Source organism: Pantoea sp. DY-17, from assembly GCF_019795975.1.
GTDB classification, from domain to species: domain Bacteria; phylum Pseudomonadota; class Gammaproteobacteria; order Enterobacterales; family Enterobacteriaceae; genus Pantoea; species Pantoea leporis.
This window is the reverse complement of record NZ_JAIMIG010000003.1, coordinates 113346-139565: the sequence shown is the minus strand read 5'-3', so window position 1 is coordinate 139565 and position 26220 is coordinate 113346. Positions and strand designations below refer to the sequence as shown.

Here is a 26220-nt window from a genome sequence, read left to right as displayed (position 1 = left end):
TAAAACAAGATTAGGCTTGTTGTTAAGAAGAATATGATGTGATCAGGTCGTTTTATAGATAATCACGCCAGAAAGTAATTATCACAAAAGATTGTGGACTGAGTGGTCAGGCAATATGAAAATCATATTTCTTAGAACACGCTGCAAATAATCTATAAACCAGCATTTTCCTCTGTGGTTATGACGAAGCATTAGTTTAATCCTCGCAGGCAATAATCACGCATCAGTGCCTTTATTGCCGGATCGGGCGCGACGTGGCGTCCTGGCGTTTGCAGGGCGGGTTGTCTGCGGTTATGGTAATCGACCTACTCTCATATAATTAACTCAAGTAGATTCCCTGTACCTGGAAGGCGGACAGAACGCCGCCTTCTGAGCATAAACATAAGGTTTTGATCTTAATTGGCGATCGGGGGCCGGATATCAGTGGCGTGCGGGAAACGCGAACGTCAGTGGATTCAGTCCCTCAAGCCTGGAGGCAGAAAATGGAGATGTTGTCAGGAGCCGAAATGGTCGTCCGTTCGTTGATCGATCAGGGCGTTAAGCAGGTATTCGGTTATCCGGGCGGAGCGGTGCTCGATATTTACGATGCGCTGCAAACGGTCGGTGGTATTGACCACGTATTAGTCCGTCATGAACAAGGCGCGGTGCACATGGCCGATGGCCTTGCGCGTGCGACCGGTGAAGTGGGCGTGGTGCTAGTGACCTCCGGTCCGGGCGCCACCAACGCGATTACCGGTATTGCAACCGCCTATATGGATTCGATCCCGATGGTAATTCTGTCGGGTCAGGTGCCTTCGTCACTGATTGGTTACGATGCGTTCCAGGAGTGCGACATGGTCGGCATCTCCCGCCCGGTGGTGAAGCACAGCTTCCTGGTGAAAAACGCCGAAGAGATCCCAACCGTGTTGAAAAAGGCCTTCTGGCTGGCAGCAAGCGGTCGCCCGGGTCCGGTGGTGATCGATCTTCCAAAAGATATCCTGAACCCAGCCAACAAGCTGCCGTACGTCTGGCCGGAAACGGTGAGCATGCGCTCATACAATCCGACCATTCAAGGCCACAAAGGACAGATTAAGCGCGCGCTGCAAACATTACTGGCAGCACACAAGCCGGTAATTTACGCCGGCGGCGGCGCGATTATGTCGGGCTGCGAAGCCGAGCTGCTGCAGCTGGCAGAGCAACTGAATATTCCGGTAACGACCTCGCTGATGGGCTTGGGCGTGTTCCCTGGCACACATCGTCAGTGTGTCGGCATGCTGGGGATGCACGGCACTTACGAAGCCAACATGACCATGCACAATGCCGATCTGATTTTCGGTATTGGCGTGCGCTTCGACGACCGCACCACCAACAATCTGGCGAAGTACTGCCCGAACGCCACCATCATGCATATCGATGTCGATCCGACGTCGATCTCCAAAACGGTCAGCGCCGACATTCCAATCGTTGGCGATGCGAAGCAGACGCTGGCACAGATGTTAGAGCTGCTGGCGCAAAGCGATGCGAAGCAGGAACTTGATAGCCTGCGCGACTGGTGGCAGACCATTGAAGGCTGGCGCGGTCGCAAGTGCCTGGAATTCGATCGTACCAGCGACAAAATCAAACCGCAGGCAGTCATCGAGACCATCTGTCGTTTGACCAAAGGCGAAGCTTACGTGACGTCTGACGTTGGTCAGCATCAGATGTTTGCCGCACTTTACTACCAGTTCGACAAGCCGCGTCGCTGGATCAACTCCGGCGGCTTAGGCACCATGGGCTTCGGCTTGCCTGCAGCGTTAGGCGTGAAGATGGCGCTGCCGGATGAGACGGTTATCTGCGTGACCGGCGATGGCAGTATCCAGATGAACATTCAGGAGCTGTCGACCGCACTGCAGTACGATTTACCGGTGCTGGTATTAAACCTCAACAACGGCTTCCTCGGCATGGTTAAGCAGTGGCAGGACATGATTTACTCGGGCCGCCACTCGCAGTCCTACATGCAATCGCTGCCTGACTTCGTGCGTCTGGCCGAAGCGTATGGGCATGTGGGCATTTCCATTGCGCATCCGGCGGAGCTGGAAGAGAAGCTGCAGCTGGCACTGGATACGCTGGCGAAAGGCCGTCTGGTGTTTGTCGATGTAAACATTGACGGCAGCGAGCACGTTTACCCGATGCAAATTCGTGGTGGTTCGATGGATGAGATGTGGCTGAGCAAAACGGAGAGGACTTAATTATGCGTCGTATTTTATCGGTTCTGCTGGAAAACGAATCCGGCGCATTGTCCCGCGTAGTGGGGCTGTTCTCTCAACGTGGCTATAACATCGAAAGCCTGACTGTGGCACCGACCGATGATCCCACCTTGTCACGCATGACCATTCAAACGGTCGGCGACGCGAAAGTGCTGGAGCAGATTGAGAAGCAGCTGCACAAGCTGGTGGACGTGTTACGTGTCAGCGAGCTGGGTCAGGGCGCTTACGTTGAGCGTGAGATCATGCTGGTGAAAATCCAGGCCAGCGGTTACGGCCGTGAAGAAGTGAAGCGCAGCGCGGAAATTTTCCGTGGGCAGATTATCGATGTCACGCCAACGCTTTACACGGTTCAGCTGGCAGGCACCAGCGATAAACTCGATGCGTTTCTCAACACCGTGCGTGACGTGGCAGAAATTGTCGAAGTGGCGCGCTCAGGAATTGTGGGTGTGTCGCGCGGCGATCGCGTGATGCGTTAATCACCCAAAGTAACGATTTTATCTGATTCTAACCCGGCGAAATGCCGGGTTTTTTTATTTTATGCGCTTAACCAGGATGCGAGAGAAAAGCGGTTGCTCGGCGTAGTGTTCTGCGGTTAGATGTTACAAATGTTTTACCCATAGCTACTCTGCGGATATTTTCGTCAGCGCTGGCTTATCAGAATTAAGGTGTCACCGTGAAACTGGATGAAATTGCGCGCCTGGCAGGCGTGTCGCGCACCACGGCCAGCTATGTAATTAATGGCAAAGCGCGGCAGTATCGTGTCAGCGAAAAAACCGTCGAAAAAGTGATGGCGGTGGTGCGTGAACACAACTATCACCCCAATGCCGTCGCGGCTGGGCTGCGCGCCGGGCGCACACGTTCGATTGGCCTCGTGATCCCCGATCTGGAAAACACCAGTTACACGCGCATTGCGAATTATCTGGAGCGTCAGGCGCGTCAGCGCGGCTATCAGCTGCTGATTGCCTGCTCAGAAGATCAGCCAGACAACGAAATGCGCTGCATCGAGCATTTGTTGCAGCGCCAGGTTGATGCCATCATCGTTTCAACTTCACTGCCACCAGAGCATCCGTTCTATCAGCGTTGGATCAACGATCCGCTACCGATTATCGCGCTGGACCGTGCGCTGGATCGTGAACACTTTACCAGCGTAGTGGGTGCCGATCAGGATGATGCGCAGGCGCTGGCGGCTGAATTGCGTCAGCTACCGGTGAAAAATGTGCTGTTCCTCGGCGCGCTGCCTGAGTTGTCGGTCAGCTTCCTGCGTGAGTTAGGTTTCCGCGATGCGTGGAAAGATGATGAGCGGCCAATTGATTACATCTACTGCAACAGTTTTGATCGGGCCGCCGCTGCCGCGCTGTTTGAGAAGTACCTCGAAGATCATCCGATGCCGGAGGCGCTGTTCACCACGTCGTTTGGGCTGCTGCAGGGCGTAATGGACATTACGCTGAAGCGTGATGGTCGCCTGCCGACGGATTTAGCGATCGCCACCTTTGGCGACCACGAATTGCTGGATTTCCTCGAGTGCCCGGTGCTGGCGGTGGGGCAACGTCATCGCGACGTGGCTGAGCGCGTGCTGGAACTGGTGTTAGCCTCGCTAGATGAACCACGTAAACCCAAGCCTGGTTTAACCCGTATTCGTCGCAATTTATTCCGCCGCGGACAATTAAGTCGCCGCTCTAAATGAAATGCTGGGCAGTTCGCTGCCCAGCATTTATTAATCCTGTCGATATTTTGAAACCTTACGGCGTAAATAAGCGTAAATAATCGCCACTCCAGCTAACAAATTAACCTTGCTGACTTTTCTTAATTGTTTACATGTTCATCAGTGAGGCGTGGCAGAGCTGGCGCGATGATGCTGGGCATCCTTTCAGAAATCCCCTAAAATGCCGCCGCTGTCGCAGATTGCGGGGCAATTATACTTTTGCGCCGAAGCGCTTTATTTTTCGCCATTTATCCTCGTGCAGAAAATTTTATTCAATTATTCATCAGGTTAATTTTTTATTTTACGAATCCATGCCGATTAATTCCCTCATTGATTAATTTCACCCGATGTAAATAGTGATATTCACTTGCCGTTGCGGCTTGACAAGGATTTCATCGGCTCCGTAAACTCGTTTCGTGGTAAAAAGTGGGATAAAGTGGTGAAAACGGGTGATTGAGGGGTAAGGCTGGCATGTTCCGTGGAGCAACGTTAGTCAATCTCGACAGCAAAGGACGATTAGCAGTACCAACGCGCTATCGTGAATTGCTTGTCGCAGAGTCTCAGGGGCAAATGGTATGCACCATTGACCTCCACCAGCCATGCCTGCTGCTTTATACCCTGCCCGAATGGGAAATCATTGAGAAAAAGCTGTCTCGCTTATCCAGCATGAATCCTGCCGAGCGTCGCGTACAGCGACTGCTGTTGGGACATGCCAGTGAATGCCAGATGGATAATGCGGGTCGTTTGTTGTTGGCGAACACGTTACGTCAACATGCCGGCCTGACCAAAGAAGTGATGCTGGTTGGACAGTTCAATAAGTTTGAGCTGTGGGATGAACAGACCTGGTATCAACAAGTTAAGGATGATATTGACACAGAACAGTCGGCTCAGGAGCCTTTATCTGAGCGGTTGCAGGACTTGTCGCTATAGCTATGCAGGAAAATTTCAAACACACCACAGTGCTGCTGGATGAGGCGGTAAACGGCCTCAATATCAGGGAAGACGGCATTTATATCGATGGCACTTTTGGTCGCGGCGGTCACTCGCGCTTAATCCTTTCGCAGCTTGGCGAGAAAGGGCAACTGATAGCGATTGATCGCGATCCGCAAGCGATAGCCGCAGCCGCTGAGATAAACGATCCGCGCTTCTCGATCGTCCATGGGCCGTTTTCGGCTTTGGCAGAATACGTTGAAGAGCGCGGGCTGACCGGCCAGATCGATGGCGTTCTGCTCGATCTGGGCGTCTCTTCTCCGCAACTGGATGATGCCGAACGTGGCTTCTCCTTTATGCGTGATGGGCCACTGGATATGCGTATGGATCCAACACGCGGGCAATCGGCCGCCGAATGGCTGATGAGCGCAGAGGAGGCGGATATCGCTTTCGTGATCAAGACCTACGGTGAAGAGCGTTTCGGTAAACGTATTGCGCGCGCCATCGTAGAGCGTAACCGCGACCAGCCGATGACGCGCACCAAAGAGCTGGCGACGGTGATTGCCGCCGCAATGCCCGTCAAAGACAAATTTAAGCACCCGGCAACGCGTACTTTCCAGGCGATTCGTATCTGGATCAACAGTGAGCTGGAAGAGATCGATACCGCGCTGAAAGGGGCCTTGTCGGTTCTCGCGCCAGGCGGCAGGTTGTCGATCATCAGCTTCCACTCACTGGAAGATCGCCTAGTGAAGCGTTTTATGCGCGATCAGAGCCGCGGTCCTCAGGTGCCAGCAGGCATTCCGATGACGGAGTCGCAGCTTAAAGCCTTAGGCGGTCGTGAGCTGAAAACGCTGGGCAAATTGATTCCTGGCGAAGCCGAAGTGAACGAAAATCCACGTGCGCGCAGTTCGGTATTGCGTATCGCGGAGCGAACGGCCTCATGATTGGCAACGAGCGCCACAGCTTACCCGGTGTCATTGGTGGGGACTTGCTGCGATTTGGCAAGATCCCGCTGTTGCTGTTGATCGCGGTGCTGGTGTCCTCGGTAATGGTCGTGACCACCACGCACAAGACGCGCCTGTTAACTGCGCAGCGTGAACAGCTGGTGCTGGAGCGTGATGCGCTCGATATCGAATGGCGCAACCTGATTCTTGAAGAGAACGCACTGGGCGATCACAGCCGTGTAGAGCGGATAGCAACCGATAAACTGCAAATGCAGCATGTAGATCCTTCGCAGGAAAATATTGTGGTGCAGAAATAAGGAATCGCAGAACTCAATGAGTGGCGCAGGCAAAACGCTAAAGTTAAAAAAACAAGAAGATAAGGCCAGCTTTGTAAGCTGGCGCTTTGCGTTACTGTGCGGGTGCATTTTACTGGCGCTGGGCGGACTGCTGTCGCGCGTAGCGTGGCTGCAGGTGATCAACCCTGACAAGCTGGTGAAAGAGGGCGATTTGCGTTCGCTGCGCGTGCAATCGGTGCCAACCGCGCGCGGTATGATCAGCGATCGTGCCGGTCGTCCGCTGGCGGTGAGCGTGCCGGTGAATGCGATCTGGGCCGATCCGAAAGAGCTGACCGAACACGGCGGCGTCTCGCTGGATAGTCGCTGGAAAGCGCTGTCGGATGCCTTATCGATCCCGCTCGATCAACTTGCTGCACGTATCAATGCCAACCCGAAAGGGCGCTTTGTCTATCTGGCGCGTCAGGTGAATCCAGCGATTGGCGAGTATGTGAAAAAGCTTAAGCTGCCGGGCATCTATCTGCGTGAAGAGTCGCGCCGCTACTATCCGGCGGGCCAGGTGACTGCGCACCTGATTGGTTTTACCAACATTGATGGCCAGGGCATTGAAGGCATCGAAAAAAGCTTCGACAAATGGCTGACCGGCGCACCGGGTGAACGTACGGTGCGTAAAGACCGCAACGGCCGCGTCATTGAAGATATCTCCTCGGTAGATAGCCGCGCCGCGCACAACCTGACGCTGAGCATTGATGAACGTCTGCAGGCGCTGGTGTACCGCGAACTGAATAATGCCGTGGCGTTCAACAAAGCCGAATCAGGCACCGCGGTGCTGGTGGATGTAAACACCGGCGAAGTGCTGGCGATGGCGAACAGCCCCGCTTACAACCCGAATAATCTCAGCAACACGCCGAAAGACGTGATGCGTAACCGCGCTATTACCGACATCTTCGAGCCAGGTTCCACCGTGAAACCGATGGTGGTGATGACGGCTTTGCAGCGCGGTGTGGTGAAAGAGAACAGCGTACTGAATACCGTGCCGTACCGCGTCAATGGTCATGAGATCAAAGACGTGGCGCGCTACAACGAATTGACCCTTACCGGGGTTTTACAGAAGTCGAGTAACGTCGGGGTTTCACGTTTGGCGTTAGCGATGCCCTCCTCAGCACTTGTAGATACTTACGCGCGCTTTGGACTGGGTAAACCGACCAATTTGGGGCTGGTCGGGGAAAGTAGTGGCTTATACCCTCAAAAACAACGGTGGTCTGACATAGAGAGGGCCACCTTCTCTTTCGGCTACGGGCTAATGGTAACGCCGTTACAGTTAGCGCGAGTCTACGCAACCATTGGCAGCTACGGCATTAATCGCCCGCTGTCGATCACCAAAGTTGACCCGCCAGTGGCGGGTGAACGCGTTTTCCAGGAAGACCTGGTGAAAACGGTGATGCACATGATGGAAAGCGTTGCGTTGCCTGGCGGTGGTGGGGTGAAAGCCGCCATCAAGGGCTATCGCATTGCCATCAAAACCGGTACCGCCAAGAAAGTTGGACCGGATGGACGTTACGTCAACAAATACATTGCTTATACCGCAGGCGTTGCGCCTGCCAGCCGTCCTCGTTTTGCGCTGGTGGTGGTGATCAACGATCCCCAGGCCGGTAAATATTATGGTGGTGCGGTTTCAGCACCGGTGTTTGGCGCCATCATGGGCGGCGTATTGCGTACCATGAATATCGAACCTGATGCGCTGCCGACAGTTGATAAGAACGAGTTGGTGAAGAATAGAAGTGAGGGATCAAGTGACAGATCGTAACCTGCGCGACTTACTGGCCCCGTGGGTGCCGGGTGCGCCGGCGCGTCCACTCCGTGACATGACACTAGATAGCCGCGCGGCGGCTTCTGGCGATCTGTTTATCGCCGTGGCGGGCCATCATGCTGATGGACGTCGTTTTATTCCGCAGGCTATTGCACAAGGCGTAGCGGCAGTGATTGCCGAAGCCGAAGGCGAAGCCAGCGATGGAGATATCCGCGAGATGCATGGCGTCCCGGTTATCTATCTGGCGCAGTTGCAGCAGCGTCTCTCTGCACTGGCCGGACGCTTTTATCAGCAGCCTGCAAGCAAACTGAAATTGATTGGTGTTACTGGCACTAACGGCAAAACCACCACCACGCAACTGATGGCGCAGTGGGCCAATCTGCTCGGTGAAACCGGCGCAGTGATGGGCACGGTAGGCAATGGCCTTTACGGTCAACTGGTGGCAACCGAAAACACCACCGGTTCTGCGGTGGATGTGCAGCATGTGCTGAATGATTTAGTCGGGCAGGGCGCAACCCTGACGGCAATGGAAGTCTCCTCACACGGTTTGGTGCAGCATCGCGTTGCCGCCTTGCCGTTTGCGGCCGCGGTATTTACTAACCTGAGCCGCGATCACCTCGATTATCACGGTGATATGCAGAGTTATGAATCCGCTAAATGGTTACTGTTCTCTGAGCATCAGGTCGCTGAAGCCATCATCAATGCTGATGATGAAGTGGGGCGTCGCTGGCTGGCAAAATTGCCGGATGCGGTAGCGGTCACCATGGAAGACAATCTGCAATCGGGTTGTCATGGCCGCTGGCTGAAAGCTACGGCGGTGGATTATCACGACGGCGGTGCGCATATTCTGTTCAGCTCCAGCTGGGGCAACGGCGAGTTTGATAGCCGCCTGATGGGCGCTTTCAACGTGAGCAACCTGTTGCTGGCGCTGGGTACGCTGCTGGCGCTGGATTATCCGCTTGATGCGCTGGTTGCCACTGCACCACAGCTGCAGCCAGTATGTGGTCGCATGGAAGTATTCACTGCGCCAGACAAACCTACGGTGGTTGTCGATTACGCTCACACGCCGGATGCGCTGGAAAAAGCGCTGGAAGCGGCGCGTCTGCACTGTAAAGGCCAGCTGTGGTGCGTGTTTGGCTGCGGTGGCGATCGTGACAAAGGCAAACGTCCGCTAATGGGCGCGATTGCTGAGCAATTCTCCGACATCGTCGTGATCACCGACGATAATCCACGCAGCGAAGAGCCGATGGCGATTGTGAATGACATTCTCACCGGCTTGCTCGATCCGGGCCGCGCACGCGTGGTTTCCGGTCGTGCGCAGGCGGTCACCAACGCCGTGATGCAAGCCAGCGCCGATGACATCGTGTTGGTGGCCGGAAAAGGCCACGAAGATTATCAAATCATTGGCAACCGCCGTTTGGATTACTCCGACCGCGACACCGTCGCCCGATTGTTGGGGGTGATGGCATGATTCCCGTTTCTCTCAATACGCTGGCCGAACTCAGTGGCGGTCAACTGCACGGCGCGGATTTAACCCTTGCCGATGTCACCACCGATACACGAAAAGTCACCGCCGGCAGCCTGTTTGTGGCGCTGGTGGGTGAACGTTTTGATGCTCACGATTTCGCTAACGATGCCATTGCCAACGGTGCGCAGGCGCTGCTGGTCAGTCAACTGCTGCCGGTTTCTGTCCCGCAAGTGGTTGTGGCTGATACGCGGATTGCTTTTGGGCAACTCGCCGCGTGGGTACGCCAACAGGCGAACGCTCGCGTAGTTGCGCTGACCGGTTCATCCGGCAAAACCTCGGTCAAAGAGATGACCGCCGCGATTTTGCGTCAGTGTGGCGAAACGCTCTACACCGCAGGCAACCTGAACAACGACTTCGGTGTACCGATGACGCTGCTGCGTCTCACCAAAGAGCATGCTTACGCGGTGATCGAGTTAGGTGCCAACCATCAGGGTGAAATTGCCTACACCACCGATCTGGTGCGTCCGGAAACTGCGCTGGTGAATAACCTTGCTGCCGCCCATCTGGAAGGCTTTGGCTCGCTGGCGGGCGTGGCGAAAGCCAAAGGCGAAATTTTTGGCGGCTTGCCGGTACACGGCACCGCGATCGTCAACGCTGACAGCAACGATCTGGCCAACTGGCAATCACAGTTTGCAGATAAAACCTTGTGGCGCTTCTCGCCGCAGCCGATGGCTGATGCAGAATTCCGCGCCAGCGAAATCGTGCTGCGAGCCGATGCCACGCTGTTCACGCTGCATACGCCACGCGGTGATATCGCCGTGGAGCTGCCGCTGCCGGGCCGTCATAACATCTCGAATGCGTTAGCCGCTGCAGCGTTGGCATTGTCAGTAGATGCGCCGCTATCGGCGATTCAAGCTGGCCTTAAAACCTTGCAGGCTGTTCCTGGTCGACTGTTCCCGATTCGCCTGGCGGCCAATCAACTGCTGCTGGATGACAGCTACAACGCCAATGTCGGTTCTATGACTGCCGCCGCACAGGTGCTAGGCGATATGCCGGGCTACCGCGTGATGGTAGTGGGCGATATGGCTGAATTGGGTGATGAAGCCGAATTGTGTCATCGCCAGGTCGGCGATGCGGCCAAAGCGGCAGGTATCGATCGCGTGCTGAGCATTGGAACTCTGAGCCAGCTGATTGGCGAAAACAGCGGTAAAGGCGAGCATTTCGCAACGAAAGCCGCGCTAACTGAACGTTTACGCACATTGCTGTCCGAACATCAGGACATCACTATTTTGGTTAAAGGTTCACGTAGTGCCGCCATGGAGCAGGTAGTACAGAGCTTACAGGAGAAAGGAACATGCTAGTCTGGCTGGCCGAACATCTGGTCGCATTTTATTCCGGCTTTAACGTCTTCTCGTATCTGACGTTTCGCGCCATTGTCAGCCTGCTGACCGCCTTGTTCATTTCTCTGTGGATGGGCCCGCGCCTGATTGCCTGGCTGCAGAAGCTGCAGATCGGTCAGGTGGTGCGTAACGACGGTCCAGAGTCACACTTCAGCAAACGCGGCACGCCAACCATGGGCGGCGTAATGATCCTCACCTCCATCACTATTTCGGTGCTGATGTGGGCCTATCCGTCTAATCCATACGTCTGGTGCGTACTGGTGGTGCTGGTCGGTTTTGGCATCATCGGCTTTGTGGATGACTATCGTAAGGTGGTGCGCAAAGACACCAAAGGCCTGATCGCGCGCTGGAAATATTTCTGGATGTCAGTGATTTCGCTGGCGGTTGCGTTCGCGCTGTTTATCGCTGGTAAAGATACGCCTGCAACGCAGCTGGTGGTGCCATTCTTTAAAGACGTGATGCCGCAGCTGGGCCTGTTCTACGTGGTGCTGGCCTACTTCGTGATTGTCGGTACCGGCAACGCAGTTAACTTAACGGATGGCCTTGATGGCTTAGCCATTATGCCAACGGTGTTCGTGGCAGCAGGCTTTGCGCTGGTGGCGTGGGCGACCGGTAACGTCAAGTTTGCCGAATATCTGCACATTCCTTATTTACGGCACGCGGGCGAATTAGTGATTGTCTGCACCGCGATTGTCGGAGCTGGACTCGGATTTTTGTGGTTCAACACCTATCCAGCGCAAGTGTTCATGGGCGATGTCGGCTCCCTGGCGCTGGGTGGCGCGCTCGGCACCATCGCCGTGCTGCTGCGTCAGGAATTCTTGCTGTTAATCATGGGCGGCGTGTTTGTGGTCGAAACGCTGTCGGTGATTCTGCAGGTGGGATCGTTCAAGCTGCGCGGTCAACGCATTTTCCGCATGGCACCGATTCACCATCACTATGAATTGAAAGGCTGGCCGGAGCCGCGCGTCATCGTGCGCTTCTGGATTATTTCGCTGATGCTGGTGCTGATTGGCCTGGCAACGCTGAAGGTACGTTAATCATGGCTGACTATCGGGGCAGAAAAGTCGTCATCATTGGATTAGGCATTACTGGCCTCTCCTGTGTTGATTTCTTCCTCGCGCAAGGCGTAACGCCACGCGTGATGGATACCCGTGTCTCGCCGCCGGGGCTGGACAAACTGCCAGCTTCGGTGGAGCGCTATGTTGGCGGTATGAATAGTGATTGGTTGCTGGCCTCCGATCTGATTATCGCCAGCCCCGGCATCGCGCTGGCGCATCCTGCATTAAGCGAAGCCGCCGATGCCGGGATTGAAATCATCGGCGATATTGAGCTGTTCTGCCGTGAAGCGCAGGCTCCGATTGTGGCGATCACCGGTTCGAACGGCAAAAGCACCGTGACGACGCTGGTAGGCGAAATGGCACGTGCTGCAGGTTGGCAGGTGGGCGTGGGCGGCAACATCGGTTTGCCGGCGCTGACGCTGTTGAAATCGCCAGCACAGCTTTATGTACTCGAACTCTCCAGCTTCCAGCTGGAAACCACCCACAGCCTGAAGGCGGCGGCGGCGACGATCCTCAATCTCACCGAGGATCACATGGATCGCTATCCGCTCGGCATGCAGCAGTATCGTGCCGCCAAGCTGCGCATTTACGAAAACGCCAGCGTCTGCGTGGTGAATGCCGACGATGGTATGACCATGCCGGTGCGCGGTGTTGATCAGCGCTGCGTAAGCTTCGGCATCAATCTCGGCGATTATCATCTCAATCAGCAGCAGGGCAGCACCTGGCTGCGGGCAAAGGGCGAGAAAGTCCTGAACACCGATGAGATGACGCTGGTCGGTCAACACAATTACACCAACGCGCTGGCAGCGCTGGCATTGGCCGACGCGGTGAACATCCCGCGTGCTTCCAGCCTGAAAGCGTTAACCACATTTACCGGCCTGGCGCACCGCTTCCAGCTGGTGCATGAAGCCCACGGTGTGCGCTGGATTAACGATTCCAAAGCCACCAATGTTGGCAGCACCGAAGCGGCGCTGAATGGCTTGCAGGTGAAAGGTACCTTGTGGCTGCTGCTGGGCGGCGACGGCAAGTCGGCTGATTTCAGCCCGCTGGCGCGCTATCTGCAGGGCGACAACGTGAAGCTGTTCTGTTTTGGTCGAGATGGTGATGCGTTAGCGGCATTGCGTCCGGAGATCGCCACGCGCACTGAAACCATGCAGCAGGCGATGACGCAGATTGCCGCCCAGGTTAAAGCCGGCGATATGGTGCTGTTATCACCGGCCTGCGCCAGCCTTGACCAGTTCCGTAATTTTGAACAGCGCGGCGATCAGTTCGCGCAACTGGCGAAGGAGTTGAGCTGATGCGCATTCCTGGAGCCGGTATCGCCAACTATCTGTCGTTGCGCCTGCGTGAGTGGGTGATGGGCGCGCGCGACAGTGATGATGCGCCGGTGGTGCTGTACGATCGCACGTTGCTGTGGCTCACCTTTGGGCTGGCGCTGATCGGTTTTGTGATGGTGACGTCGGCGTCGATGCCGGTCGGTCAACGTCTGAATGAAGATCCGTTCTACTTTGCCAAGCGTGATGCGTTTTATATCGCTTTGGCGTTTGGCATGGCGCTGGTGACCTTACGCATCCCGATGGATTTCTGGCAGCGCTACAGCAACGTGATGCTGATGGTGTCCGTGGTGATGCTGCTGATCGTCCTGGTCGTCGGTAGCTCGGTGAACGGTGCATCGCGCTGGATTGCCCTTGGCCCGCTGCGTATTCAGCCAGCCGAGCTTTCGAAGTTGACGCTGTTTTGCTATCTCGCCAGCTATCTGGTGCGCAAAGTCGAAGAGGTGCGTAACAACTTCTGGGGCTTCTGTAAGCCGATGGGCGTGATGGTGGTACTGGCCGTGCTGCTGCTGGCGCAGCCGGACCTCGGTACCGTGGTTGTACTGTTTGTTACCACGCTGGCGATGCTGTTCCTCGCCGGGGCGAAAATGTGGCAGTTCCTGGCGATCATCGGCTCCGGCATTTTCGCCGTGGTGCTGCTGATCATCGCCGAACCGTACCGTATGCGCCGTGTGACCTCCTTCTGGAACCCGTGGGAAGATCCCTTCGGCAGCGGCTACCAGCTGACGCAATCGTTGATGGCGTTTGGGCGCGGTGAGTTCTGGGGGCAGGGCTTAGGCAACTCGGTGCAGAAACTGGAATATCTGCCGGAAGCACATACTGACTTCATCTTCTCCATCATCGGTGAAGAGTTGGGTTATGTCGGTGTGGTTTTAGCGCTGTTGATGGTATTCTTCGTCGCTTTTCGCGCGATGTCGATTGGTCGCCGTGCTCTGGAGATCGATCAGCGCTTCTCAGGCTTCCTCGCTTGCTCAATTGGCGTGTGGTTTAGCTTCCAGGCGCTGGTTAACGTGGGTGCAGCTGCTGGCATGCTGCCGACGAAAGGTCTGACGCTGCCGCTGATCAGTTACGGTGGTTCGAGTCTGATCATCATGTCGACCGCCATCGTATTTTTATTGCGCATAGATTATGAAACGCGTTTGGCAAAAGCGCAGGCGTTTACCCGAGGTGCACGATGAGTGGCAAACGGTTGATGGTCATGGCAGGCGGTACTGGCGGACATGTGTTCCCCGGTCTGGCCGTTGCCCATCACCTGATGGAACAAGGCTGGCAGGTGCGCTGGCTGGGAACCGCTGACCGAATGGAAGCGGATTTGGTGCCGAAACACGGCATTGAAATTGATTTTATCCGCATCAGCGGTTTACGCGGTAAAGGTGTTAAAGCGCAGTTGCTGGCACCGGTACGCATCTTCAATGCATGGCGCCAGGCGCGTCGCATCATGAAGAGCTGGCAGCCGGATGTGGTGCTGGGAATGGGCGGCTACGTTTCGGGTCCTGGCGGCTTAGCGGCGTGGAGCTGCGGTATTCCGGTGGTGCTGCATGAGCAGAACGGCATTGCCGGACTGACCAACAAGTGGCTGGCGAAGATCGCCACCAAAGTGATGCAGGCGTTTCCGGGGGCGTTTCCAAATGCTGAAGTGGTTGGCAATCCGGTGCGTACCGACGTGTTAGCGCTGCCGTTACCGGCAGAGCGACTGAGCGCACGTTTCGGCCCGATTCGCGTGCTGGTGGTTGGCGGCAGCCAGGGCGCGCGCATCCTTAACCAGACCGTGCCGCAAGTGGCCGCAGCGTTGGGCGAAGCCATTACGGTTTGGCATCAAACCGGTAAAGGCGGACTGGAAACCGTGCAGCAGGCTTACCGCGCAGCGGGTCAGCCGCAGCACAAAGTCACCGAGTTTATCGATGACATGGCCGAAGCTTACGCCTGGGCCGATGTCGTAGTGTGCCGCTCGGGCGCATTGACGGTAAGTGAAGTGGCGGCCGCAGGTTTACCGGCAATCTTCGTACCGTTTCAGCACAAAGATCGTCAGCAGTACTGGAATGCGTTGCCGCTGGAAAAAGCGGGCGCAGCCAAAATTTTCGAGCAGCCGCAGTTCACCGCGGCTGTGGTAGCGGACACGCTGCGTCACTGGGATCGCACCACATTGTTGGCGATGGCAGAAAAAGCCCGTCAGGTCGCGATTCCCGATGCAACCGAGCGGGTTGCAAATGAAGTGGCGCGCGTCGCGAAGTAAATTAATCGGCCAGTTGATTTGGCCCGTACCTTTTAGCAGGTACAAACGGGAAAAACAGGTAATTGAAACAGATGAATACACAACAATTGGCAAAACTGCGTTCTATTGTGCCCGAGATGCGTCGCGTCCGGCACATTCACTTTGTCGGCATCGGTGGTGCTGGCATGGGCGGTATTGCCGAGGTGTTGGCGAACGAAGGCTATCACATCAGCGGTTCTGATCTGGCGCCGAACGCGGTGACACAGCATCTGGCTGCGCTGGGTGCGACGATTTATTTCAACCATCGTCCGGAAAACGTCACCGATGCCAGCGTTGTCGTGGTGTCGACGGCCGTAGCGCAGGATAATCCTGAACTGGTTGCCGCTCGTGAGCAGCGTATTCCCGTGATTCGTCGTGCTGAGATGTTGGCTGAACTGATGCGTTTCCGTCACGGCATCGCCGTTGCGGGCACGCACGGTAAAACCACCACCACCGCGATGGTGACCAGCATTTACGCGGAAGGCGGACTGGATCCCACCTTCGTTAACGGTGGCTTGGTTAAAGCCGCAGGTACGCATGCGCGCCTGGGCAGCAGCCGTTATCTGATTGCTGAAGCAGATGAAAGTGATGCGTCCTTCCTGCATCTGCAACCGATGGTGGCAATTGTCACCAACATCGAAGCGGATCACATGGACACTTATCAGGGCGATTTCGAGAACCTGAAGCAGACGTTCATTAACTTCCTGCACAACCTGCCATTCTATGGACGCGCGGTAATGTGCGTGGATGATGCAGTGATTCGTGACCTGATCCCGCGCGTAGGCCGTCAGGTAACAACCTACGGCTTCAGCGATGACGCGGATGTGCGTATCGAGAATTACGAGCAGCGTGGCGCACAAGGCCACTTCACCATTATTCGTCAGGATAAGCCGGTGCTGAAAGTGACGCTGAATGCGCCTGGCCGTCATAACGCGCTGAACGCAGCCGCCGCGGTAGCTGTTGCCAGCGAAGAGGGGATTGAAGATAACGCGATTCTGGCCGCGCTGGAGAGCTTCCAGGGCACCGGACGCCGCTTTGACGTGCTGGGCGAGTTCGATACCGCCGCCGTCAACGGTAATCCAGGCAGTGCGATGCTGGTCGACGATTACGGCCACCATCCCACCGAAGTGGATGTCACCATCAAAGCCGCACGTGCGGGCTGGCCTGACAAGAAGCTAGTGATGGTGTTCCAGCCACATCGCTACACGCGTACGCGTGACCTGTTTGATGATTTCGCGAATGTGCTGTCGCAGGTGGATGTGTTGCTGATGCTGGATGTCTATCCGGCGGGTGAAGCGGCAATTCCCGGCGCTGATAGCCGCTCGCTGTGCCGCGCGATTCGTAACCGTGGCAAAGTTGATCCGATTCTGGTCTCTGAGCATGACGCGCTGCCAGATGCGCTGGCACCGTTGCTGTCGGGCGACGATCTGGTGATCGTGCAGGGTGCAGGCAACATCGGCAAGATTGCCCGCAAGCTGGCCGAAAACGAATTACAGCCTGCCGTTAAGTCGGAGGCGCGCCATGACTGAGAAGGTTGCAGTATTGATGGGCGGCACCTCGGCCGAGCGTGATGTGTCGCTGATGTCCGGTGCGGCAGTGCTGGCCGGACTGCGTGAAATGGGCATTGATGCGCATGCAGTCGATACGCGTGATGTGTCGGTGATTGACCTGAAACAGCAAGGCTTCGCTAAAGCGTTTATTGCTTTGCACGGTCGTGGTGGTGAAGACGGCACGCTGCAAGCGGTGCTGGAGTTCCTGCAACTGCCCTACACCGGCAGCGGTGTGATGGCTTCCGCCATCACCATGGATAAGCTGCGCAGCAAATTGCTGTGGCAGGGCAGGGGATTACCCTCAGGCAAATTTGTCTGGCTGACGCGTCAGCAACATGAACAAGGTTTAAACGCGGATACCATCAAAGCCATTGAGGCGCTGGGTTTACCGCTGTTTGTCAAGCCAAGCTGCGAAGGTTCTAGCGTCGGTATCAGCCGCGTGAACCATGCGGATGCATTACCCGCAGCGCTTGAAGAAGCCTTTCGTCATGATGATGACGTGCTGATCGAAGCTTTTCTGAGCGGCGCGGAATACACCGTGGGCATCGTGGGTGAGCAAATTCTGCCTTCTATCAGAATTAAAACCGCCAGCGAGTTCTATGACTATGAAGCTAAATACATTTCTGACGATACTGAATACTTCTGCCCGAGCGGATTAAGCGCCGAGCAGGAAGCAGAATTGCAGACGTTGGTGTGGTCAGCCTGGCGCGCATTGGGTTGCAGCGGCTGGGGTCGCGTGGACGTGATGGCTGACGGTGAGGGCAACTTCCAGCTGCTGGAAGTGAATACTTCGCCCGGCATGACCAGCCACAGTTTAGTGCCGATGGCCGCGAAGCAAGCGGGATACAGCTTCCCGCAGCTGGTGGCGCGTATTCTGGAGCTGGCTGACTGATATGTCTCAGGCAGCGATACGAGTACGCAATCGCGAACCTCAGGAGCGGACACGCTCCGGGCGCAGTAACGGTGCGCGACTGTTTGGCATGGTGTTCCTGTTGATTGTGTTGGGCATTATGGTGGCGGGTGGCCTCGTGGTGCTGAAGTGGATGAATGACGCGTCACGCTTGCCGTTATCGAAGCTGGTGGTGACCGGGCAAACCCACTACACCACGCATGATGATATTCGTCAGGCCATTTTATCGCTTGGCGCGCCGGGAACCTTCATGTCGCAGAACGTGGATATCATCCAGCAGCAGATTGAGCGTTTACCCTGGATTAAGCAGGTCAGTGTGCGCAAGCAGTGGCCTGATGAGCTGAAGATTAATCTGGTGGAGTATGTTCCGGTTGCACGCTGGAATGACTCACATATGGTGGACGCCGCTGGCGTCTCCTTCAGCGTTCCGGCCAGTCACGTTGGCAAAGAAACGTTGCCGATGCTGTACGGTCCGGAAGGCAGTGAAAACGAGGTGTTAGCCGGCTATCACACCATGAGTGATGTATTAAAGGCTAACAAGTTTACCCTGAAGGTCGCGTCGATGACGGCGCGGCGCTCGTGGCAGTTAGTGACCAGTGACGATGTGCGCATCGAATTAGGTCGTAGCGATACCATGAAGCGTCTGAACCGTTTTATTGAGCTTTATCCGGATTTGCAGCAGCAGGGCCAGAGTCAGAACCAGCGCATCACGTACGTTGATTTGCGCTACGATTCGGGCGCCGCAGTCGGTTGGGCCGCTGCACCGATAGAGCCACAGGACAGTAATCAGCAACAGAACCAGGCACAGGCTAAACCACAATGATCAAGGCAACGGACAGAAAACTGGTAGTAGGACTCGAAATTGGCACCGCGAAGGTGTCCGCCCTGGTTGGGGAAATTCTGCCCGATGGTATGGTCAATATTATTGGGGTGGGCAGTTGCCCGTCTCGCGGCATGGATAAAGGCGGCGTAAACGATCTGGAATCGGTGGTGAAATGCGTACAGCGCGCCATCGATCAGGCTGAATTGATGGCGGACTGCCAGATTTCTTCGGTCTACCTTGCTTTATCGGGCAAACATATCAGTTGCCAGAACGAAATCGGGATGGTTCCGATTTCGGAAGAGGAAGTGACTCAGGATGATGTAGAGAACGTGGTGCATACGGCGAAATCCGTTCGCGTACGCGATGAGCATCGTATTCTGCATGTTATCCCGCAGGAATATGCCATCGATTATCAGGAAGGCATTAAGAATCCAGTGGGACTTTCTGGCGTACGTATGCAGGCGAAAGTACATTTGATCACTTGCCACAACGATATGGCAAAAAATATTGTCAAAGCCGTTGAACGTTGCGGCCTGAAAGTTGACCAACTGATTTTTGCCGGGTTGGCATCCAGTTTCTCCGTACTGACGGAAGATGAACGTGAGCTGGGCGTCTGTGTTGTTGATATCGGTGGCGGTACAATGGATATCGCTGTCTATACTGGCGGTGCACTGCGTCACACCAAAGTGATCCCGTATGCCGGGAACGTGGTAACCAGCGATATCGCTTACGCTTTTGGTACACCGCCGACCGACGCAGAAGCGATTAAAGTGCGTCACGGTTGTGCATTGGGCTCGATTGTCGGCAAAGACGAAAATGTTGAAGTGCCGAGCGTAGGTGGACGTCCACCACGTAGCCTGCAGCGTCAAACGCTGGCTGAAGTCATCGAGCCGCGTTACACCGAACTGTTGAATCTGGTCAACGACGAGATTCTGCAATTACAGGAGCAGCTGCGCCAGCAAGGCGTAAAACATCATCTGGCGGCCGGTATCGTGCTGACCGGTGGTGCGGCGCAGATTGAAGGTTTGGCAGCCTGCGCACAGCGCGTGTTCCACACGCAAGTGCGCATCGGACAGCCGCTTAACATCACCGGCCTGACGGACTATGCGCAGGAGCCGTATTACTCTACGGCGGTTGGCCTGCTGCATTACGGCAAAGAGTCACACATGAACGGTGATGCAGAAACGGAAAAACGTGCTTCAGTGGGCAACTGGTTCAAACGAATCAACAGCTGGCTGAAGAAAGAGTTTTAATTTTTGAAAAAGGAGATCATGCTGGCAATGTTTATGATCTCCAGGCGACAGGCACATAACGGAGAGAAATCATGTTTGAACCTATGGAATTAACCAATGACGCGGTGATTAAAGTCATCGGCGTCGGCGGTGGCGGTGGCAACGCCGTAGAGCACATGGTACGCGAGCGTATCGAAGGTGTGGAATTCTTCGCTGTGAACACCGACGCGCAAGCGTTGCGTAAGACAGCGGTCGGCCAGACGATCCAGATCGGGACCAATATCACCAAAGGTCTTGGTGCAGGTGCGAACCCAGAAGTGGGCCGTAACTCTGCAGAAGAGGATCGCGAAGCACTGCGTGCTGCGCTGGATGGTGCAGACATGGTGTTCATCGCAGCTGGCATGGGCGGCGGTACCGGTACTGGTGCAGCGCCAGTTGTGGCTGAAGTGGCAAAAGATTTGGGTATCCTGACCGTTGCGGTGGTAACTAAACCGTTCAACTTTGAAGGCAAAAAGCGTATGGCTTTTGCTGAGCAAGGTATCGCTGAACTGTCTAAGCATGTCGATTCACTGATTACTATTCCAAACGACAAGCTGCTGAAAGTTCTGGGTCGCGGTATTTCTCTGTTGGATGCGTTCGGCGCAGCCAACGACGTATTGAAAGGCGCTGTACAGGGTATCGCTGAACTGATTACCCGTCCTGGCCTGATGAACGTTGACTTTGCGGACGTGCGTACCGTGATGTCAGAAATGGGTTACGCCATGATGGGTTCAGGCGTGGCATGTGGTGAAGATCGTGCGGAAGAAGCGGCAGAGATGGCTATCTCTTCTCCGCTGTTGGAAGACATCGATCTGTCCGGCGCGCGCGGCGTACTGGTCAACATTACTGCGGGCTTCGACCTGCGTCTTGATGAGTTTGAAACCGTGGGTAACACCATCCGCGCCTTCGCTTCTGACAACGCAACCGTGGTTATCGGTACTTCTCTGGATCCAGAGATGAACGACGAACTGCGTGTGACCGTAGTTGCAACCGGCATCGGCATGGATAAGCGTCCGGAAATCACGCTGGTGACCAACAAGCCGGCCACTCAGCCAGTGATGGATCATCGCTACCAGCAGCACGGCATGGCGCCGCTGCCGCAGGAGCAGAAACCGGCTGCGAAAGTGGTGAATGACCAACCGGCGGCATCCAGCAAAGAACCCGATTACCTTGATATTCCAGCCTTCTTGCGTAAGCAGGCTGATTAAGAATATCCCGAGAATTGGGATTCTCCGCTCTTTGTGCTAAAGTATTCGCCCGCTGGTAATTTATACTGGCGGTCGGACAGGTAATATTGCGAGATAAAGCGATGATCAAACAAAGGACATTAAAACGTATTGTTCAGGCGACTGGTGTCGGTTTACATACCGGCAAGAAAGTCACACTGACGTTACGCCCTGCGTCGGCTAACACCGGGGTCATCTATCGTCGCACTGACTTGAATCCACCGGTAGATTTCCCGGCTGATGCAAAATATGTGCGCGACACCATGCTGAGTACTTGCCTGGTGAACGATGAAGGCGTGCGTATTTCAACCGTTGAACACCTGAACGCCGCATTGGCGGGCTTGGGCATCGACAACATTATTGTTGAAGTTGATGCACCGGAAATCCCGATCATGGATGGCAGTGCCGCGCCTTTTGTCTATTTGCTGATGGACGCTGGCATCGAAGAGCTAAGCAGCGCGAAGAAATTCGTACGCGTTAAGCAAACGGTGCGTGTGGAAGATGGCGATAAGTGGGCCGAGATCAAGCCGTATAACGGTTTCTCACTCGACTTTACTATCGACTTCAAACATCCAGCAATCGACTCAAGCTCGCAGCGTTACCAGCTCAACTTCTCGGCTGAGAACTTTGTTCGTCAAATCAGCCGTGCGCGCACTTTTGGCTTTATGCGTGAAATCGAATATCTGCAGTCTAAAGGCCTGTGCCTGGGCGGTAGTTTAGATTGTGCGATTGGCCTTGATGATTTCCGCGTATTAAACGAAGACGGTCTGCGCTTTGAAGACGAATTTGTTCGTCATAAAATGCTCGATGCGATTGGCGACCTGTTCATGTGCGGTCATAATGTTATTGGCGCGTTTACCGCCTTTAAATCGGGCCATGCGTTGAACAACAAGTTGCTACAAGCGGTTCTGGCTAAGCAGGAAGCCTGGGAATGGGCGACCTTCGAAGATGAAGCTGAACTGCCACTGGCATTCAAAGCACCAAATTTAGTTCTGGCGTAAGTCAGACATAAAACGGCAGGTTTCGCTGACACCCTCTCCGGTCAGTTGAACCTGCCGTTTTTTATTGCCTCATTTTTATTCCTGCCAAGCCGATCTCAATTCGCTGTAGCAACTGGCGAAACCCTGTACAAAAAAACGTGAATTCCGCCGAAGCCCCTTTAATCACTGGTGTCGAAGCCCCACATAAGTGCTATCATCTGGCGCTCACATAAGCTGGGTAACGCAGATTTTTGCTACCGCTTTATTACTTTATTCAATGCATTGTGGACGGATTGTGATCGGGATTTTCTCACGCTGGCGACAATTAGGCAGACGCTATTTCTGGCCACATCTCCTGTTGGGGATGGTGGCGGCCAGTTTAGGTTTGCCTGCCTGTGCGCAAAGTGCTGAGCCGAAAGCGAATGATTCGCCGATCAGCAGCCTGTTTGTCGGCAATGTTGTCCACTTTGATCATCTGATTCGTCTGCAGGAAAGCGCGCGTCGACCGAATTTCAACGTCGACTACTGGCACCAGCATGCGATTCGCACCGTTATTCGCCATCTTTCCTTTAGTATGACGCCGCCCGCTCAGGCGGAAGCCGATCAAGCTCTGCCGCTGACGGCACAAAAGCTGGCGTTGATAGGTTCGCTTCAGGCGTTGCTGACTTCTCCGGCGCAATCGCTGACTGTTGTTGAGCCGCAACAAAAACTGCGTCACAACGAACCACAAATTCTTTCCTCTGCTGATTGGCAGGCTGCTATTCATGGCATCCGCGCCGGGCCTTTCATTGCTTAACTGCTAACGTTTTTTCCACATCCTGAATCAGATTTTGCAGCCCGTGAAATCACGGCTGAATTGAGAAAAATTTATCATGTTAATCAAATTATTAACTAAAGTATTCGGCAGCAGCAATGATCGTACTCTGCGCCGTATGCGCAAAATCGTCGACGTCATCAATAAGATGGAGCCGGATTTCGTAAAGCTCTCTGACGATGAACTGAAAGCGAAAACTGACCTGTTCCGCGAGCGCCTGAAAAAAGGCGAAAGCCTTGAGAGCCTGATTCCTGAGGCCTTTGCCACCGTACGTGAAGCAAGTAAGCGCGTCTTCGGTATGCGTCACTTTGATGTGCAGCTGATTGGCGGCATGGTGCTCAACGAACGTTGCATCGCAGAGATGCGCACCGGTGAAGGTAAAACCCTGACCGCGACTCTGCCCGCTTACCTGAACGCGCTGAGCGGCAAAGGCGTGCACGTTGTTACCGTCAATGACTATCTGGCGCAGCGTGATGCCGAAAATAACCGTGCACTGTTTGAATTCCTTGGCCTGACCATCGGCATTAACCTGCCAAACATGCCAGCCGTGGCTAAGCGTGCAGCTTATGCCGCTGACATCACCTACGGCACCAACAACGAATACGGCTTCGACTACCTGCGCGACAACATGGCGTTCAGTCCGGAAGAGCGCGTGCAGCGTAAGCTGCATTACGCATTAGTGGATGAAGTCGACTCAATCCTGATCGATGAAGCACGTACGCCATTGATCATCTCTGGTCCGGCGGAAGACAGCTCTGAGCTGTATACCAAAGTTAACAAGATCATCCCGCATCTGGTGCGTCAGGAAAAAGAAGACTCTGAAACCTTCCAGGGCGAAGGCGATTTCTGGGTCGATGAAAAAGCGCGCCAGGCACACATGAGCGAGCGCGGCCTGGTAAAAGTTGAAGAGCTACTGGTTAGCCAAAACATCATGGTAGAGGGCGAGTCACTCTACTCCCCAACCAACATCATGCTGATGCACCACGTTACTGCGGCGCTGCGTGCTCATGCACTCTTCACCCGCGATGTTGATTACATCGTTAAAGATGGCGAAGTGGTCATCGTTGATGAACACACCGGCCGTACCATGCAAGGTCGCCGCTGGTCAGATGGTCTGCATCAGGCGGTTGAAGCGAAAGAAGGCGTGGAAATCCAGAATGAAAACCAGACGCTGGCTTCCATTACCTTCCAGAACTACTTCCGTATCTACGAGAAACTGGCCGGTATGACCGGTACCGCAGATACCGAAGCATTCGAATTCAGCTCCATCTACAAGCTCGATACTATCGTGGTGCCAACCAACCGTCCGATGGTGCGTAAAGATATGGCCGATCTGGTCTATATGACCGAGAAAGAGAAGATTGACGCCATTATCGAAGACATCCGTGCCTGCACTGCTAAAGGGCAGCCGGTGTTAGTGGGCACAATTTCGATTGAGAAATCTGAAGTCGTTTCCAATGAACTGACGCGCGCGGGCATTAAACACAGCGTACTGAATGCCAAATTCCATGCCAGCGAAGCGGATATCGTTGCTCAGGCGGGTCAACCTGCAGCGGTTACTATCGCAACCAACATGGCCGGTCGTGGTACCGATATCGTGCTGGGCGGGAGCTGGCAGGCTGAGCTCGCCGCAATGGACGAGCCAACCGAAGAGCAGATTCAGGCGATGAAAGAAGCGTGGGAACTGCGTCACGATGCGGTGCTGGCTGCAGGCGGTCTGCACATTATTGGTACTGAGCGTCACGAATCTCGCCGTATCGATAACCAGCTGCGTGGTCGTGCGGGTCGTCAGGGTGATGCCGGTTCTTCACGCTTCTACCTGTCGATGGAAGATGCATTAATGCGTATCTTCGCTTCAGATCGCGTATCGAACATGATGCGTAAACTGGGCATGAAGCCAGGCGAAGCAATCGAGCATCCATGGGTGACTAAAGCGATTGCCAACGCGCAGCGTAAAGTGGAAAGCCGCAACTTCGATATTCGTAAACAGCTGCTGGAATACGATGACGTTGCCAACGATCAGCGTCGCGCCATCTACAGCCAGCGTAACGAACTGCTGGATGTGTCTGATGTGTCTGAAACCATCAATAGCATCCGTGAAGATGTCTATAAAACTACCATTGATACCTACATTCCGCCGCAGTCACTGGAAGAGATGTGGGATGTTGCCGGCCTGGAAGAGCGTCTGCGTAACGACTTCGATCTCAACTTGCCTATTGCTGAGTGGTTGGATAAAGAGCCCGATCTTCACGAAGAGACGCTGCGCGAACGTATCATGACCCACGCCGCAGAAAGCTATGCTGCTAAAGAAGAAGTGGTTGGCGAAGAGATGATGCGCAACTTTGAGAAAGGCGTGATGCTGCAAACGCTGGATTCGTTGTGGAAAGAGCATCTGGCAGCGATGGATTACCTGCGTCAGGGCATCCACCTGCGCGGTTATGCCCAGAAAGATCCGAAGCAGGAATACAAGCGCGAATCCTTCTCTATGTTTGCGGCGATGCTTGAATCACTGAAGTACGAAGTGATTAGCACCCTGAGCAAAGTTCAGGTACGCATGCCAGAAGAAGTGGAAGCGATGGAGCAGCAGCGCCGTGAAGAAGCGGAGCGTTTAGCGCAACAGCAGCAGCTGAGCCATGTTGATGATGCCACCGCAGCAGCCGAAGCGTTAGCCGCACAAGGCGGGGAGCGTAAAGTGGGCCGTAATGATCTCTGCCCATGTGGTTCCGGCAAAAAATACAAGCAGTGTCACGGCCGTCTGGCCTGATAAAAAAAGGAGCCTTCGGGCTCCATTTTTTTTGCTGACGATTTAGCGTGTTATCGCCATGAGTTTCTCTTCGTTTAGGCGCACGCCATGATACGGCAGCGTGACCAGCAAACCATCCGGTAAGCCAGCTCGCTTCAACAGCGCCCGGCTTTGGAACAGTAGCTGATGGTAATTGTTATCGCTGATGCTCGGATAGCTCTCATTCCAAACGGTGGCAATAATCTGACGCTTCGAGGTAATCCGCAGCAACAGACAGGAGAAGAATCGTTTTTGCGCTTCATTCAACGAAATAACTTTGTGTTCAGGCCACCATGTTAAGGTGTTCTTTGCGCTGTCTAACGTCAGGATGTCATGAAATACCAGATGGCGTAGGGCATGTAATTGTTCCGGCGTAGTTTGCGCCAGAAACGTTGTTTCTTTGAATTCCATAGGTAGTCGGGTTTAACAGAAGAAAGTGCTGCGAGTAT

22 protein-coding genes are annotated in these 26220 nt (G+C 54.8%); 21 read left to right on the top strand and 1 reads right to left on the bottom strand.

All coding sequences use genetic code 11. From position 1 onward, the window contains the following. Window positions 1-482: 482 nt before the first annotated feature. The 21 genes from ilvI (at window position 483) to secA (ending at window position 25753) form a co-directional block, all read left to right on the top strand. Window positions 483-2207, top strand: coding sequence for an acetolactate synthase 3 large subunit (ilvI, locus tag K5Y33_RS14860; protein WP_137385150.1), 1725 nt, complete (start codon window positions 483-485; stop codon window positions 2205-2207). 2 nt (window positions 2208-2209) lie between these two features. Further along, the gene (ilvN, locus tag K5Y33_RS14855) at window positions 2210-2701 is read left to right on the top strand and encodes an acetolactate synthase small subunit (RefSeq protein WP_007885011.1); all 492 of its coding nucleotides are present in this window, start codon (window positions 2210-2212) and stop codon (window positions 2699-2701) included. 197 nt (window positions 2702-2898) lie between these two features. Next, window positions 2899-3909, top strand: a complete 1011-nt coding sequence (gene cra / locus K5Y33_RS14850; protein WP_101762121.1) for a catabolite repressor/activator — start codon at window positions 2899-2901, stop codon at window positions 3907-3909. Between the two features lie 489 nt (window positions 3910-4398). Then, window positions 4399-4857, top strand: a complete 459-nt coding sequence (gene mraZ, locus K5Y33_RS14845) for a division/cell wall cluster transcriptional repressor MraZ (RefSeq protein ID WP_007885013.1) — start codon at window positions 4399-4401, stop codon at window positions 4855-4857. A 2-nt stretch (window positions 4858-4859) separates the two neighbouring features. Next, window positions 4860-5801, top strand: a complete 942-nt coding sequence (gene rsmH, locus K5Y33_RS14840) for a 16S rRNA (cytosine(1402)-N(4))-methyltransferase RsmH (RefSeq protein WP_222234396.1) — start codon at window positions 4860-4862, stop codon at window positions 5799-5801. Further along, window positions 5798-6118 carry a cell division protein FtsL gene (gene ftsL, locus K5Y33_RS14835; protein WP_101762119.1) on the top strand — a complete coding sequence of 107 codons (321 nt, stop codon included), beginning with the start codon at window positions 5798-5800 and terminating at the stop codon, window positions 6116-6118. Before rsmH ends, ftsL begins: the two co-directional genes overlap by 4 nt. Before the next feature lie 16 nt (window positions 6119-6134). Next, window positions 6135-7901 carry a peptidoglycan glycosyltransferase FtsI gene (locus K5Y33_RS14830; RefSeq protein ID WP_222234395.1) on the top strand — a complete coding sequence of 589 codons (1767 nt, stop codon included), beginning with the start codon at window positions 6135-6137 and terminating at the stop codon, window positions 7899-7901. Then, complete coding sequence (murE, locus tag K5Y33_RS14825; RefSeq protein WP_222234394.1) at window positions 7888-9375, top strand: UDP-N-acetylmuramoyl-L-alanyl-D-glutamate--2,6-diaminopimelate ligase; 1488 nt, start codon at window positions 7888-7890, stop codon at window positions 9373-9375. The genes K5Y33_RS14830 and murE overlap by 14 nt, the downstream gene beginning before the upstream one ends. Further along, window positions 9372-10733 carry a UDP-N-acetylmuramoyl-tripeptide--D-alanyl-D-alanine ligase gene (gene murF, locus K5Y33_RS14820; RefSeq protein ID WP_222234393.1) on the top strand — a complete coding sequence of 454 codons (1362 nt, stop codon included), beginning with the start codon at window positions 9372-9374 and terminating at the stop codon, window positions 10731-10733. Before murE ends, murF begins: the two co-directional genes overlap by 4 nt. After that, entirely contained in the window at window positions 10727-11809 is a 1083-nt protein-coding gene (gene mraY / locus K5Y33_RS14815) for a phospho-N-acetylmuramoyl-pentapeptide-transferase (protein ID WP_007888613.1), read from the top strand. Before murF ends, mraY begins: the two co-directional genes overlap by 7 nt. 2 nt (window positions 11810-11811) lie before the next feature. Beyond that, on the top strand, window positions 11812-13128 hold the full coding sequence (gene murD, locus K5Y33_RS14810) for a UDP-N-acetylmuramoyl-L-alanine--D-glutamate ligase (protein ID WP_137385154.1): 1317 nt from the start codon (window positions 11812-11814) through the stop codon (window positions 13126-13128). After that, window positions 13128-14342, top strand: coding sequence for a cell division protein FtsW (gene ftsW / locus K5Y33_RS14805; RefSeq protein ID WP_101762115.1), 1215 nt, complete (start codon window positions 13128-13130; stop codon window positions 14340-14342). Before murD ends, ftsW begins: the two co-directional genes overlap by 1 nt. Continuing rightward, window positions 14339-15397: an undecaprenyldiphospho-muramoylpentapeptide beta-N-acetylglucosaminyltransferase gene (gene murG, locus K5Y33_RS14800; RefSeq protein WP_137385155.1), complete on the top strand. Its 1059-nt coding sequence runs from the start codon at window positions 14339-14341 to the stop codon at window positions 15395-15397. Before ftsW ends, murG begins: the two co-directional genes overlap by 4 nt. Before the next feature lie 71 nt (window positions 15398-15468). Continuing rightward, entirely contained in the window at window positions 15469-16944 is a 1476-nt protein-coding gene (gene murC / locus K5Y33_RS14795; protein ID WP_101762113.1) for a UDP-N-acetylmuramate--L-alanine ligase, read from the top strand. Beyond that, window positions 16937-17857: a D-alanine--D-alanine ligase gene (locus K5Y33_RS14790; protein ID WP_222234392.1), complete on the top strand. Its 921-nt coding sequence runs from the start codon at window positions 16937-16939 to the stop codon at window positions 17855-17857. Before murC ends, K5Y33_RS14790 begins: the two co-directional genes overlap by 8 nt. A gap of 1 nt (window position 17858) precedes the next feature. Beyond that, window positions 17859-18698, top strand: a complete 840-nt coding sequence (gene ftsQ, locus K5Y33_RS14785; protein ID WP_101762111.1) for a cell division protein FtsQ — start codon at window positions 17859-17861, stop codon at window positions 18696-18698. Next, window positions 18695-19951 (top strand): cell division protein FtsA, encoded by a 1257-nt coding sequence (gene ftsA / locus K5Y33_RS14780; protein ID WP_007888634.1) that lies wholly within the window; start codon window positions 18695-18697, stop codon window positions 19949-19951. Before ftsQ ends, ftsA begins: the two co-directional genes overlap by 4 nt. 71 nt (window positions 19952-20022) lie before the next feature. Then, a complete protein-coding gene (gene ftsZ / locus K5Y33_RS14775; protein WP_008108602.1) occupies window positions 20023-21177 on the top strand; it encodes a cell division protein FtsZ in 1155 nt (384 codons plus the stop codon). A 101-nt stretch (window positions 21178-21278) separates the two neighbouring features. Continuing rightward, window positions 21279-22196, top strand: coding sequence for a UDP-3-O-acyl-N-acetylglucosamine deacetylase (lpxC, locus tag K5Y33_RS14770; protein WP_097094933.1), 918 nt, complete (start codon window positions 21279-21281; stop codon window positions 22194-22196). A 274-nt stretch (window positions 22197-22470) separates the two neighbouring features. Next, complete coding sequence (gene secM / locus K5Y33_RS14765) at window positions 22471-22971, top strand: secA translation cis-regulator SecM (protein WP_370634140.1); 501 nt, start codon at window positions 22471-22473, stop codon at window positions 22969-22971. Window positions 22972-23047: 76 nt separating this feature from the next. Beyond that, window positions 23048-25753 (top strand): preprotein translocase subunit SecA, encoded by a 2706-nt coding sequence (secA, locus tag K5Y33_RS14760; RefSeq protein ID WP_222234390.1) that lies wholly within the window; start codon window positions 23048-23050, stop codon window positions 25751-25753. A gap of 42 nt (window positions 25754-25795) precedes the next feature. On the opposite strand, the gene K5Y33_RS14755 is transcribed toward secA, so the two are convergent. After that, entirely contained in the window at window positions 25796-26182 is a 387-nt protein-coding gene (locus tag K5Y33_RS14755) for a response regulator (protein WP_101762108.1), read from the bottom strand. Between the last annotated feature and the right edge of the window lie 38 nt (window positions 26183-26220).